General features: G+C 43.0%; 11 protein-coding genes. 5 read left to right on the top strand and 6 right to left on the bottom strand.

The window, feature by feature from the left end:
* Positions 1 to 32 precede the first annotated feature (32 nt).
* Entirely contained in the window at positions 33 to 1,211 is a 1,179-nt protein-coding gene (locus H9647_RS18200) for an acyltransferase (RefSeq protein ID WP_191802596.1), read from the bottom strand.
* 331 nt (positions 1,212 to 1,542) lie between these two features.
* Entirely contained in the window at positions 1,543 to 2,946 is a 1,404-nt protein-coding gene (locus H9647_RS18195; protein WP_191802594.1) for an MATE family efflux transporter, read from the bottom strand.
* 327 nt (positions 2,947 to 3,273) lie between these two features.
* Between H9647_RS18195 and H9647_RS18190 the strand changes: the two genes are divergently transcribed.
* Complete coding sequence (locus H9647_RS18190) at positions 3,274 to 4,770, top strand: alpha-amylase (protein ID WP_191802720.1); 1,497 nt, start codon at positions 3,274 to 3,276, stop codon at positions 4,768 to 4,770.
* A 54-nt stretch (positions 4,771 to 4,824) separates the two neighbouring features.
* On the opposite strand, the gene H9647_RS18185 is transcribed toward H9647_RS18190, so the two are convergent.
* A complete protein-coding gene (locus tag H9647_RS18185; protein ID WP_191802591.1) occupies positions 4,825 to 5,877 on the bottom strand; it encodes an LCP family protein in 1,053 nt (350 codons plus the stop codon).
* 256 nt (positions 5,878 to 6,133) lie between these two features.
* Here H9647_RS18185 and H9647_RS18180 point away from each other — a divergent pair, with 256 nt between their 5' ends.
* From H9647_RS18180 to H9647_RS18170, 3 genes are read left to right on the top strand one after another with little or no spacing between them, the layout of a single operon-like run.
* A complete protein-coding gene (locus tag H9647_RS18180; protein WP_191802589.1) occupies positions 6,134 to 6,712 on the top strand; it encodes a bifunctional transcriptional activator/DNA repair enzyme AdaA in 579 nt (192 codons plus the stop codon).
* Complete coding sequence (locus tag H9647_RS18175; RefSeq protein ID WP_191802587.1) at positions 6,709 to 7,257, top strand: methylated-DNA--[protein]-cysteine S-methyltransferase; 549 nt, start codon at positions 6,709 to 6,711, stop codon at positions 7,255 to 7,257. The genes H9647_RS18180 and H9647_RS18175 overlap by 4 nt, the downstream gene beginning before the upstream one ends.
* Positions 7,217 to 8,200: a DNA-3-methyladenine glycosylase 2 gene (locus H9647_RS18170; protein WP_191802585.1), complete on the top strand. Its 984-nt coding sequence runs from the start codon at positions 7,217 to 7,219 to the stop codon at positions 8,198 to 8,200. Before H9647_RS18175 ends, H9647_RS18170 begins: the two co-directional genes overlap by 41 nt.
* Positions 8,201 to 8,268: 68 nt before the next feature.
* Here the strand turns inward: H9647_RS18170 and H9647_RS18165 are convergent, their stop codons facing one another.
* Complete coding sequence (locus H9647_RS18165; RefSeq protein WP_191802583.1) at positions 8,269 to 8,682, bottom strand: SRPBCC family protein; 414 nt, start codon at positions 8,680 to 8,682, stop codon at positions 8,269 to 8,271.
* 195 nt (positions 8,683 to 8,877) lie between these two features.
* Between H9647_RS18165 and pepT the strand changes: the two genes are divergently transcribed.
* Complete coding sequence (pepT, locus tag H9647_RS18160) at positions 8,878 to 10,113, top strand: peptidase T (protein WP_191802581.1); 1,236 nt, start codon at positions 8,878 to 8,880, stop codon at positions 10,111 to 10,113.
* Between the two features lie 108 nt (positions 10,114 to 10,221).
* On the opposite strand, the gene H9647_RS18155 is transcribed toward pepT, so the two are convergent.
* Both H9647_RS18155 and H9647_RS18150 read right to left on the bottom strand, forming a co-directional pair.
* The gene (locus H9647_RS18155; RefSeq protein WP_225229390.1) at positions 10,222 to 11,310 is read right to left on the bottom strand and encodes a mechanosensitive ion channel family protein; all 1,089 of its coding nucleotides are present in this window, start codon (positions 11,308 to 11,310) and stop codon (positions 10,222 to 10,224) included.
* Positions 11,311 to 11,494: 184 nt separating this feature from the next.
* Positions 11,495 to 13,573 carry a catalase gene (locus H9647_RS18150; RefSeq protein ID WP_191802579.1) on the bottom strand — a complete coding sequence of 693 codons (2,079 nt, stop codon included), beginning with the start codon at positions 13,571 to 13,573 and terminating at the stop codon, positions 11,495 to 11,497.
* Positions 13,574 to 13,674 lie beyond the last annotated feature (101 nt).

The following is a 13,674-nucleotide window of genomic DNA, read 5'->3' as shown; positions in this document are numbered from 1 at the left end:
TATCATCAGATAAAGATAACGTATGATTTCACTTACGCAGGTAGATTTGGTTTTTTGGGTTCCCCGGCTCCTCGCTGCGGTTTAGGCAGGTTACCGAACAGAATCCAAGATTTAGAGAAGTGAGATGCCAAACCAACCACAATATATGATCCGATCAACGCAAGCAGGAATCCACCAACATACCATAAGTGATGAAGGATCGAAATTCCGGTTTGCGGCGGGAATTCACGATAAACAAGCAAGAAGAATGGGTGAATTAGATAGATCCCGAAGGACAATCCACCGATTTTAGACATCGTACGTACCAGAGCACTCTTACCGTTGCCGTATAGCAGGAAGGCAATCTGGAATAACACCAGCGCTGCAGAGAAGGTATGCAGATTCCACAGGAATTCATACCAAAGCGAATCATAGACAGCAATTCCTTTACGGTTCAAGTACCAGATATACACATGTGCCAGGCCTGCACAGATCCATACAATCCATAATAGTGCCCATGCTGTAATCTTTCCTGGTGTAGCGTATCTTCTCTTGATTACAATCCACTCTTTAATCTTAGGGAAGTACACACCCAGACATGCGCCGAGCATGAAATAGGCAAAATACGATAAAGACCAGCTACCTTTATTCTCTACGCTGATTACACCGTATTTATTCATAAGAATAAATCCCCACTGAATGGCAAGTCCGATCGGAACTGCCCATTTGACGAGAGAAGGTACTTTTTTGAAGAAAGCGAGTACCAGCGGGAACATAATATAAAACTGCATATTAATAAATACAAAATATAAATGAGTGTACGCTTTACCTGTAAACAACTTGGTTGTAAAACTTACGATGGTATCGATCAGCGAACGATCCGGGTAGTACACTACATGTAAAATCAGAAAATAAAACAATGAGAACATAAAGTAAGGAATTAAAATGTAAAGCAATCTCTTCTTATAAAAACCAAGAACCAGTTTCTTATCTAGCGGTCTAGTATAGTAATTATAAAACAACACAAAACTACTTAAGAAAATAAACGTCGGTGTACCAAACTTCATGAAAATGTTGAAAAAGTTATATAGCCAGTACATCCCCGAATTCACCATATCTACGGTAGCAAACGAAGTCGAGTGCACACTTAGTACGCCAAGAATCGCTATGCATCGTACAAGATTTAGCTCGGGCAGACGTTCCCTTTTTTCAGCTGTCATCGTTTGACTCATTATATTAACTCCTTGGGTTTAGTTTATTGATCAATAGAGTCGTTCCATTCGATCGGCTCAAAATCACTTTATCTATAGTAAAACTTCTGAAAACAATTTACATTAAAAATCCCTTAACTTAATAATAATAACAGAAATATTTAAGGAATTGGACAAATTACGATAACATTTATTCCAAATATAACCTATAAATGAATAATAATGGAGTTTTTAATTCCGTAACTCAGTGTATTTTGACATGAAAAAGCCGCCTTTACGGCGGCAAAAACATACGCTGAGCAGCTGTATAATACGGACGATCCTGGTGGAAGCTAACTAGAGATGACGAAGTTTATAATGCAGCTGGCACAGCAGGTTCTGAATCTTTTGAAGCTGGCTGCTCCACGAGTGCGTAACGGCGCCAAGCACCATTTTTCCAGCGGTAATGCATAATGAAGGCACGAATCCATTCATCGACTGCATTCGCTACCCATACACCCAGCAGTCCCATATTTAGATGGAAGACAAACCAATAGCCGAGCGGAAGGCTTACGCCTACCATTGAGATCAGCCCCATATACACTGGAAAACGAGCATCCCCTGCTGCACGCAAGGAGTTAATCATAATCATATTACACGTTCTTGCCGTTTCCAGCACGATACTGAACAAGAGTACTTGAGATCCTAATCTGATGATTTCTGCATTATCCGTAAAGATCCCGATCAGCGGCTCCCGAAGCAGAATAATAATAATATCCACTGTTATCGTAGATATAAGCCCAATTTTCACACTTTTCTTCACTCTCGCGTAGGCTTCATCTTGCTTTCCTGCGCCGACGAATCGACCTGTCAGAATCGATGTTCCCAGCGATACAGCCATACTAAATAGGTAGATATAATTAGAAATCTGGGCTGCATACTGCCGTGTAGCAAGTGATTCTGTTCCGAGATAAGTCACATAATACAGAAAAACGAGCTGACACATTTGATACGTAATTTGTTCAAAGGCGGAGGGAATACCGATATTCAGTATTTTATTTACATACTCCTTGGAGATTGTGAAGTAATGTCTCCATTCAATCCTTACGGCCATTACTTTATAAAGTAACCAAACAAAGATCGCAACACAGACCAGTCTGCTGACTACGGTCGAGATAGCTGCTCCTTTTACACCCATCGGACTGAATCCAAAATGACCAAAAATGAGTGCATAGTTACCAACTAAATGAATGAGATTCATTACAAGGGAGACAAGCATGGTCTGCTTGGTAAAACCATAAGTACGAATAATCGCGGACATAATATTAATCAAAGCTTGTAAGAAAATGCCCCCGCCGACAATCGTTATGTACGTATTCCCGAGTTCTAGGATTTCGCCATGAAGATTCATGAGTTGTAAAATATGACGGCCGCTAAATACAAAAATAACACTAATGATGAGCCCGACACATAGGTTAAGTGTAATGGCTACAGCAGATACGCGAGATGCTTCCGCCAATTTTCTCGAACCGATATACTGAGCTACTACAATGGCGGCTCCATTCCCAATCACTTCAAGAATAAGGATAGCGATGGATACAATTTGATTGGATGTCCCTACCGCAGATACAGCCTCATCGGATACGGCACTAATCATAAAGGTATCCACAGTACCCATCAGCATAAATAACATAATTTCTAAAAAGATGGGCCAAGTTAATGAAAAAAGATTAAGATTTTCTGTCTTAAGAACACGCCCGTCGGCTACTGTTGTCATAGATTCACCTTCAGCTAAGTAGTAAATGTTTATATTTTCATAAAATTACGTAAAGTTTTCTGAAACAAACCGTATCTTAGCATAAAATTTTCATATATGCACGATAATTTACCATCTTTTTTAAACCCTCGTGAAAGAAGATAACTAGTCCTCTCACCTTGTCTCCTGCCATATATATTTTCTAGTTTTGGTTTAGTTCTGCCCCGGGGTGGTTATTTCTGAATAAAAGCACTTATAGATTGCGGCAGTCTGACATCAAACAGACCACTTACTTTACGGTGTACTGTAGTAAGAAAATGATAACTAATGAGAGGGGGCGGCCGTATGATGAAACGCAATCATACCATGATGCAATTCTTTGAATGGCATGTAAATGCAGATGGAGCACACTGGAAACGTTTATCTGAAAGAGCTCCTGAGTTAAAGAAAAAAGGAATTGATTCCGTTTGGATCCCTCCTGTTACCAAAGGCAGTTCCCCCGAGGATACAGGCTACGGGATATATGATCTCTATGATTTAGGGGAATTTGACCAAAAAGGCACGGTAAAAACGAAATACGGATCTAAAGAGGAACTTCTAGAAGCCATGGGTATCTGTACTCAAAATGGAATTGCCGTATACGTAGACCTTGTTATGAACCATAAAGCAGGTGCAGATGAGACCGAACGGTTCCAGGTCATTGAAGTCGATCCAAACAATCGTACAAAGGACATCTCGAAACCGTTTGAAATTGAGGGATGGACGAAATTTGATTTCCCTGGCCGTGGAAATACTTATTCCTCATTTAAATGGAATCATACCCACTTTAATGGAACGGACTACGACGCATCGGAAGGACGAACCGGCATTTTCCGAATGGCCTCAAATAAAGAAGGCTGGGATGATAACGTAGATAATGAATTTGGTAATTACGATTACCTGATGTTCACTAATATCGACTATAGGAAACCAGAAGTTCGCGAAGAGATGATTAACTGGGGAAAATGGATGATTGATACCCTCCAGTGTAATGGATTCCGTCTAGATGCGATCAAACACATTAATCATGATTTTATCAAACAGTTTGCCAAAGAAATGATTAAAAAACGTGGACAAGATTTTTATATTGTCGGTGAATTCTGGAAGCCGGATCTTGCTTCCTGCCAAAATTTCCTCGACACTGTCGATTATCAAATTGATCTGTTTGATGTGTCACTCCATTACAAGCTTCATGAAGCTTCTCTTGCGGGAAAAGCATTTGATCTAACAACGATCTTCAATGATACGCTTGTTCAAACCCACCCTACCCATGCGGTTACTTTTGTTGATAATCATGATTCTCAGCCGGGAGAAGCGCTCGAATCCTGGATCGACGACTGGTTTAAGCCAAGTGCATATGCGCTGATCTTGCTCCGTCAGGGCGGATATCCATGTGTATTTTACGGAGATTACTATGGCATTGGTGGAGACAATCCAATTCCTCCGAAGCAAGCAGCTATTGACCCTCTGCTAGCTGCAAGATACCATCATGCCTACGGTGATCAGGTCGATTACTTCGACCATCCGAATACCATTGGCTGGGTGAGATGCGGTGTAGATGAAATCCCTCACTCCGGTTGTGCCGTAATTATCGGTAACGGAGAAAATGGAGAAAAACGGATGTGTGTCGGTAAAGAACGCGCCGGACAAACTTGGTATGACATTACAGGAAACCAAGAGCAGAAGCTTACGATTGAAGAAGATGGCTGTGCCAACTTTATCGTCAAGGGCGGAAGTGTCTCTGTCTGGGTGGAACAGGTTCAAGATCAGGAAGAAGATGAGCAGAAACAAGCATCAGAAGTTTAAAATGATGCAGAGAAAGAGGCAGACCTGTATTTGCAGGCCTGCCTCTTTCTTTTATTATTCTTTGAGCTCAGGATCAATCAGATCTGTCGCTGCTGTATTTTCATCCATCCAATTATCTACGATTTCTTGCGCCTCTGCTAATCCTTGATCACTTAGCATGTAATACCAGCCATACTGGTTATTCTCACCCTCACCCTTCAGCATGTAACTGCTCATCTGAGGTACGGATCCTTTATCATACAAGGATTCTGCCAGATCGATAATAAAATCGGAGGTCATGTCTGTCTTCATATTCGAACTCGCAATTTCCATTAACTGCGGGATTTTTGTAATATTACCTAGCGATAAAGCACGCTCTGTCGCTTGCTTAATAAAGATCCGCTGGCGCTCTGTTCGCTTATAATCCGAATCCTCACGATATCGTACATAATTCAAGGCATCTGCACCGTCATAGATTGGTTTGTTCGGCTCAATTCTGAGCTTTATGTGGATCTTTTGTTTGTTCTCAATAACTTCGGTAATCGGCAGTTCCACTCCGCCAAGTGCATCGACTACTTCCACTAGCGCTTGAAAATTCACTTTTGCATAATAATCAACATCCGTTTGCAACAGTTGTTCTACGGTCTCTACGCTCATCTTCGTTCCCCCGAAGGCATAAGCTGCATTGATTTTATTTCTCTTGTCTCTTCCTACAATCGGAACATACGAATCGCGAGGGATCGACATTAATAACATTCGGTGCTCTTCCGGGCGGAATACCGCATAGATCATTGTATCTGATCTTCCGACATCCCCTTCCCTTTCATCTACACCAAGCAGCAACATGCTGAATGGTTTTGTCAGCTTGTCCTGATTTTCTTCATTTCCAGCCGGCCCCGTCACCTTAATCGGTTCGTAAGCACTATCGATTCGGTCTTTTACCCTATCTTCTAAAAATAGCTTAAACGCAATGGGAACGAGTTCTTTACGAAATGCAAACCCCATCGTTCCTATAAGCAAGAGAATAATCGCTATAATAATAAGCGGCTTCTTTGATTTCGGTTTTTTCTTTTTTTTGGTCTGATGTCGTTTACTCCGCGTCAGCGGGTATTCTTCCTGGTCACTCATGCGTTTCTCCTCTCTGCTCTCTTTTTCTTTTTTTCGACAAATGCGAACTATAATTTCAGGCTTTCATTACATTTATACAAATAAGGATATGTACAATTCTGCTTACAAAGGGATAACGCAATTACTATACTACAAGTTTCCATAATAAGGTATCTCATTTTGGTAACAATGTCGAAATCTTGCTTTCCTATTCCAAAATACTGCTCTATCAGCCAAGGAAGCCTATAATAAAAAATGAAACGGAGGCGGAGAGTAGATGCGGGGACAAAGTGAACTTTTTGAAAAGGTGTATCAGGCTGTATTAGAGCGCAGTGATCGATACGACGGAATTTACTATACAGCGATTCGGACAACGGGCATCTATTGCCGCCCTTCTTGCCGCTCTAGGACGCCAAAACCGGAAAATGTAACAATTTACTCGGCTGCAAAAGCAGCAGAGCGAGACGGTTATCGTGCCTGCAAACGATGTCAGCCAGACATCAAAGAACTGCACAATCCGGATAAAGAGATCTCGGAGCGCGTCACATCCTATATCGATCACCATTACTCAGAGTCTGTGAGCTTAAACCGCTTGGCAGATGCGATCAAAGTTAGCCCCTATCATCTACAAAGAGTATGTAAAAGAGTAACCGGGCTCACCCCCGCAGCATATTTACAGAAAGTACGAATGGAAAAAGCAAAAGAAGAACTCCTAAGAAGCGACATGGAAATTCGAGAAATTGCTGGCCTTATCGGGTATAAAAGCACCTCTCACTTCATTGCTGTCTTTCAAAAAGAAATCGGTCATACACCACAGCATTATCGACAATCGAGCGAAAGAAGGGATACACCGTGACCCTTGTCTATAGGACGAAGGTTCAGCATGCTTTGTTACAAAACAAATTTTTGTATCTAGCTGCAACCGAACAAGGAATCTGTAAAATCACCTGGCCCTCAGAGAACTGGGAGGTATTCGAGTCCTGGGTTTATCGCCACATCCTAGGCGCTTCCCTGATGCAGGATGAACAGCAGCTTAAACCTTATACAAAACAGCTTACAGAGTATTTGAGTGGAGAAAGGTTTCAGTTCTCTGTACCCCTTGATCTTCGCGGCACTGCTTTTCAAATGGAAGTATGGAATGCACTACAGCAGATTCCATATGGAGAAACACGCAGCTATTCCGATATAGCAAATCATGTTGGGAGAGCGCAGGCGGTACGTGCTGTCGGCACAGCGAATGGAGCAAATCCCGTTCCCATGCTAGTTCCTTGCCACCGGGTTATCGGTAAGAACAAGAACCTCACGGGGTTCCGCGGAGGACTCCATTTCAAGGAAGCACTTCTTACACTGGAGGGATATCATGACTACACCCGAAAAGGACATGCCCGTTTTGAATTCTAACGATCCCCATATAGTGGCGGGGATATCAGCAAATCACATAGAAACAGAAAGAAAACTTATGTTGCCTGAACCTTTTAATTACTCGGAAGTTCTCTATTACCTAAACCGTTCTACACTCGAATGCCTGCATGAAGTGGAAGAGGAACGAATCTACAAATCACTAGATATACAGGGTAGGCATATTCCTGTAGAAATTCGTTATGAGGCATTATCCCATGCTCTATGTATCCGCTGCCTATGTGCAGAACCTGTCTCTGCAGAAGATTGGAATCTCATCTTTCTTTATATAAAGGAATGGTTTGATCTTCGGAGAGATCTTGTTCCTTTCTATCAACTGGCTGAGGACGACCCCCTGCTCGGTCCACTGGTTCAATCTTTGAATGGACTCCGAATTATCGGGGTTCCTGATCTTTTTGAAGCTCTGTGCTGGGCTGTCATTGGACAGCAGATTAACCTTACTTTTGCCTATACGCTAAAGAAACGGCTCGTTGAGAATTTTGGAGAGACTTATGAGTGTAATGGAAGAACCTATTACCGTTTCCCTTCGCCGTCGGCATTACTAGGTAGTAACACCCTAGCTACTCTTAGAGAACTGCAATTCACTACCAAGAAGGCAGAATATATGGTGGATATCGCCGGGCGGGTCGTACGTGGAGAATTACAAAAAGAAACGCTGCTGGCTTCCGGATATGAGGCAGCGGAAGAGACCCTGCTTCGCATTAGAGGGATTGGTCCATGGAGTGCACATTATGTTATGATGCGCTGCTTGCGTAATCCAGCTGCATTTCCCATAGGAGACGCTGGACTGCATGCAGCTCTAAAAAAACAACTCGGCCTGTCCGCTAAGCCCTCTCCTGCTGAGATTAGAGACATTTTCGAAGCCTGGAAAGGTTATGAAGCCTATGCTGTATTCTATTTATGGCGAAGCCTTACGTTATCGTAAATACAAGAAGAGCGCAGCGAGATTTACCTGCTGCGCTCTTCTTGTTATCTGTGGCTTGGTTTACATTCTTATGCTTGGACTATGGAAGCAAGCTTGTTCACAATGCCGCTCCAGCCTTGATCCATACGATCACGAACCAGACTGTGATCTTCTCCGAATGAAGTTTTCTCCCCGGATTTCCAGCCGTCATGGATTAAAGTAAACTCGGTCTGCCCTTCTTTTTCTTCTAACTTGAAAGTGAGTAACCAATCTTTATCCCAAGTAAAACTCAGCGTATTCGGCGGATCTAACTCTGTTACTTTACATTGGGATTTACCAAAAGGTCCTGCTTCAAGAATAAATTCATGTCCAAGCACAGGTTCAAAGGTACTTGGCATAAACCACTGTGCAATTCCCTCTGCTGTAGAGATCTGTTTCCACACCTTCTCCACAGGTGCATTCAGTAGAATGGTTTTTTTAATTTCGGGCAATGATGTTGTCATAAGTCGCTCCTTCTATAAGTAGGTTTCATCGTTTACTAGTAAAGAATGCGGCAATTATAGCACCTTTTGGTTACACGTCTATGGGATCTCAGGTGGTTTTCTAATATTGTGCAACCCCTTTTCCAGATTTATGCATGAGGGTAGGGTTCGTGATAAACTACATCTATAAAAGAACGACATAGGAGCTGATGAAACGTGAAAGAGGACTTAATTAAAAGACTAACGGGCTATGTACGTGTGGACACCCAGTCGGATGAGAACAGCGAGACTTGCCCCACGACTCCAGGACAGCTCGAACTCGGACGCAAACTAGTAGAAGAGCTGCACTCCATCGGCATGCAAGAGATCCATATGGATGATAACGGTTATGTGATGGCAACACTTCCTTCCAACACCGACCATGATGTTCCTGTAATCGGGTTTCTTGCTCATCTGGATACGGCCACTGACTTTACAGGAAAGAACGTAAATCCTCAAATTATAGAGCAGTATGATGGCGGAGATATTACGCTGAACGAAGAACAACAGATTGTTATGTCTCTAGAAGATTTTCCTGAGCTCGCGAGCTATAAAGGTCATACGCTAATCACAACCGATGGAACAACTCTTCTCGGAGCAGATAACAAAGCAGGGATTGCTGAAATCATGACTGCCATGGAATACCTAATAACTCACCCAGAGATTAAACACGGGAAGATCCGGGTTGCCTTTACACCCGATGAAGAGATCGGTCGTGGGCCGGAGCGTTTTGATGTAGGGGCATTTGGTGCAAAATATGCCTACACCGTTGATGGAGGGCCGCTTGGTGAACTGGAGTATGAGAGCTTTAATGCCGCAGCTGCCAAGATTATTTTCAAAGGTAAAAACGTCCATCCAGGTACTGCGAAAAATAAAATGGTGAACTCCGCCAAAATCGCAATGGAGTTTCACGCAAGACTCCCTATTCAAGAAGCACCGGAGTTTACGGACGGCTATGAAGGATTCTACCACTTGTCTTCTGTTAAAGGAGATGTGGAAGAAACCGAACTGAATTATATTATTCGTGATTTCGATCGAGACCAATTTGAAGCACGGAAAGCAAATCTGGAGCAAATCGCTAGAATCCTTCAGGCTGCCTATGGCGAGGAGCGAATTCAGCTCCAGATCCGTGACCAGTATTTCAATATGCGCGAAAAAATCGAACCGGTGAAATTTATTGTAGATATTGCTGGGGAAGCCATGAAACAGCTCGATATTGAACCTCATATTGTACCGATTCGCGGGGGAACCGACGGTTCTCAGTTATCCTATATGGGACTGCCGACACCGAATATTTTTACAGGCGGAGAGAACTTTCATGGACGTTATGAATATGTATCCGTAGATCATATGGAGAAGGCCACTCAGGTCATTATTGGTATTGTTCAGCTGTTTGAGCAGCGCGGAGAATAAACGGAATTGATGGATTTAAAAAAAGGGCAGTGGATTACCTGATTAAGGTAATTCATCGTCCTTTTATGTTTTTTGCTTCATCAAAGGAAGTATTTCCTGTATGCATTCTTAGATATCTGCTGCCTCTTTCTCAAAAATCGCATGATTCTCTAAGAAAAGACGCTGCGCTGGTACCGCAAGTTTAACGCCTTCTTCTTCCAGGATGCGCAAGATTTCAAAGTTGATAGATTCAAGCACTTTCATGTGTTCCACCCATATGGTTGTATACGTAAAAAAGTAAAATAGAATCGTGATTTGGTCTTTGGTCATCTCTTTAAGCCGAACCATGTACAAATCATGATCGATACCTTCATGGTTCTCGATGTATTCCCGCAGCCGGTTCACTGCGTTCGCCAACTGGACGCGATCTGTATCAATAGCGACGCCTAGATCAAAAGTAACCCGTCTTTTTCCCATCCGACTCCAGTTCGTAATGGCCGCTTTAGCCAAAATATTGTTCGGGATAATGACAATGGAATCCGCGAACGTTCTTATTTTAGAACTGCGAAAAGAAATATCTTCAACCATGCCTTCTACCGCATCTGTACGTATCCAATCTCCCTTGGAGAAAGGCTTTTCCGTGACGATAATAATACCGGCAATGAGATTGCTTAGCGTATCCTGAGCTGCCAAGGCAACCGCAAGACTTCCGAGACCCAGCCCGGCAACCAAGCCGTTCACACTGTAACCCCACTCTCCCATGATGATCGTAATCGTCAGAGCGATTACCATAAACCGTAAAACCTTGGACAAGAAAGGAATAATCATATCTGATTCCTCGACACCAAGTTTACTGGTCATTCCTGCAAAAAAGCGGGAAGAGCGTCCTGATAAATTATAAAAGGCCCACCCAATAATGATAATAAATCCAGTACGGACAAGTCCCTGAAATAGCGGCCAACTTGCTCCACCATCGGCAAAATAAAAACGGACTGCTCCTGAAATCCCAACCAGCGTCATTAAAGCTCTGGCTGGTCCATGAAGTAATTGATAAATACTATCCCATTTTTGACTGAATATTCGTTTTAATAGATGAAATAACTTCGTCGAAGTCCACTTATTAAATATCGTAAATACGAATAAAAAGAGCAGAGATATCGCAAGTCTAATCCATTTAATCTCACCGAACAACTCATTGATCCCACTAAAAAAGTCCAAAACATTCCCACCTTTGCTGCTTGTTCATCGTTGTCATAAGAGAATACTGGACCTATTGTAACAAAAGACATCCCCCATCACATCTATATAGCTATATTTACATATAAATAAAAAGACAAGCAGGGTCGCTGCAGAAGCAGCTATTCCGCTTGTCTAGAATAGATGTATATTGGTCACATTCAACTTACATTTTGCGATCCCAGAAACGATGCGCAGCTACAGCTTCCACAAATTTGTTATCAAAACCGGAAAGCTCTTCCGTAGACCGAGCGGTCACAATTCCTGGTACACGCAGGTCTTCTATCGCTAGCGACTGCTGAAGGAAAGCTGCCCCTTCGTTCACTGCGCCAATTGGTTTGAAGTGCTTGTATGCTTCGCGCACAAAGTCTTTTGCATCAGGTTCAGAGGCAATCAGATTAACACCCTCTTTTCCACCTGCAATATAAATGGCGTCAAATAGTAAAGAATCGCTGGTGAGGAATGTGTGCAGTGCCTCGATGCTTTGTCCACCTTGTCCGCTGATTGGGCCGAGTCGGTCACTAACCACCTCTGGCATCGCTCCTGCTTTCTTCAGCGCTTTTATAACCTCGGTTGTTGCCTGATCGAAACCTTCTCCTGCAATGATGGCAATTTTCCGAGTCTTCGCAGAGAAAATGGTATTCATCATACTGAGTGCCGGAGAATCAGATGGAGTAGGATTCTTCGTTTCCTCTCCTGCTTCCGGAAGTTGTACGCCGATCTTCAGCGCAACACTCGCTGCAAGGGTGGTGTCGATATTCATCAATAGATTTACTACGGATTGACGCACTTCCTTGCGCTGAACTTTTCCAAGCTCAAATTGGAACGCACTTGTAATATGTTTCTTCTCTACGTCTGACATGCTATTCCAGAACAATTTTGCCTGGCTGTAGAAGTCTTTGAAGCTTTCGCTTCTTGCCTGTACTTTTCGGCCATCGACTCTCTCTGTGTAATGCTCATAACCGCCTTCGCTAGGTGTAGAGGTAGAAGGACTATTGCCGGCCATTCCATTACGGTGATAACTGACCGGACCGCGGTTGATTGTCATGCGATGCATACCGTCACGTTGGTTATTGTGTACGGGAGCAATGGGACGGTTAATCGGAATCTCAGCAAAGTTCGGACCGCCAAGTCTCGTAAGCTGCGTATCTGTATATGAGAATAAACGTCCTTGAAGCAATGGATCATTAGAAAAATCGATACCTGGCACGACATGCCCAGGATGGAATGCCACCTGCTCCGTCTCACTGAAGAAATTATCAGTATTGCGATTCAGCGTCATTTTACCTACTTTACGAACAGGAACGAGTTCTTCCGGCCATAATTTAGTTGGATCAAGGATATCAAAATCGAAATTAAACTCGTCCTCTTCTTTAATGACTTGAAGTCCGAACTCGAATTCTGGATAATTGCCGGTTTCAATCGCATCCCATAGATCGCGGCGATGGAAGTCAGGGTCTTTTCCGGCAATCTTCTGAGTCTCATCCCAGACAAGGGAGTGAACGCCAAGCACTGGTTTCCAGTGAAACTTCACAAAATGCGCTTTTCCTTCTGCATTAACAAGTCTAAATGTATGTACACCAAAACCCTCCATCATCCGAAAACTACGCGGCAAAGCACGATCAGACAGATGCCACATCATCATATGAGCTGTCTCTGGGTTATTCGCTATGAAATCCCAAAACGTATCATGAGCAGAAGCAGCCTGCGGAATTTCATTATGAGGTTCTGGTTTTACCGCATGGATAAAGTCCGGGAATTTAATCGCATCTTGAATGAAAAATACAGGCATGTTGTTACCCACAATATCAACGATACCCTCTTCGGTATAAAATTTCGTAGAGAAGCCGCGCACATCTCGAACCGTATCTGCCGATCCGCGAGAACCTGCTACCGTTGAGAAACGCACAAAGACAGGAGTCTTTACATTCGGGTCTTGTAGAAAACCTGCTTTGGTGAGTTCAGTAAGCGGTTCATAGACCTCAAAGTATCCATGGGCACCGAATCCACGAGCATGCACGACACGTTCTGGAATACGCTCATGGTCAAAATGCGTCATTTTTTCACGGAAATGAAAATCTTCCATTAACGTGGGTCCACGCTCTCCCGCTTTCAGAGAAAACTCATCTTCGGACACCTTAAGTCCTTGGTTGGTCGTTAGTTTTTGACCGTCATTATCCACTCGGAAAGAATCGAGTTGCTCGTCTTTCGCGTCTTTTTTCAAGTTCATATCTTTCTCACTCATTCTTTATCACTCCTCTTGGATTCATCTTCTTATCAGTAACTAACAACGAATCTACCGAAAAAAAACAGTAATTTAGCATCTTAGTGTAAGTACCCTTCAGC

It is taken from the genome of Paenibacillus gallinarum (genome assembly GCF_014836635.1).
In the GTDB taxonomy this organism is placed as follows: Bacteria; Bacillota; Bacilli; order Paenibacillales; family Paenibacillaceae; genus Paenibacillus; species Paenibacillus gallinarum.
This window is presented reverse-complemented; position numbering and strand designations above follow the sequence as displayed.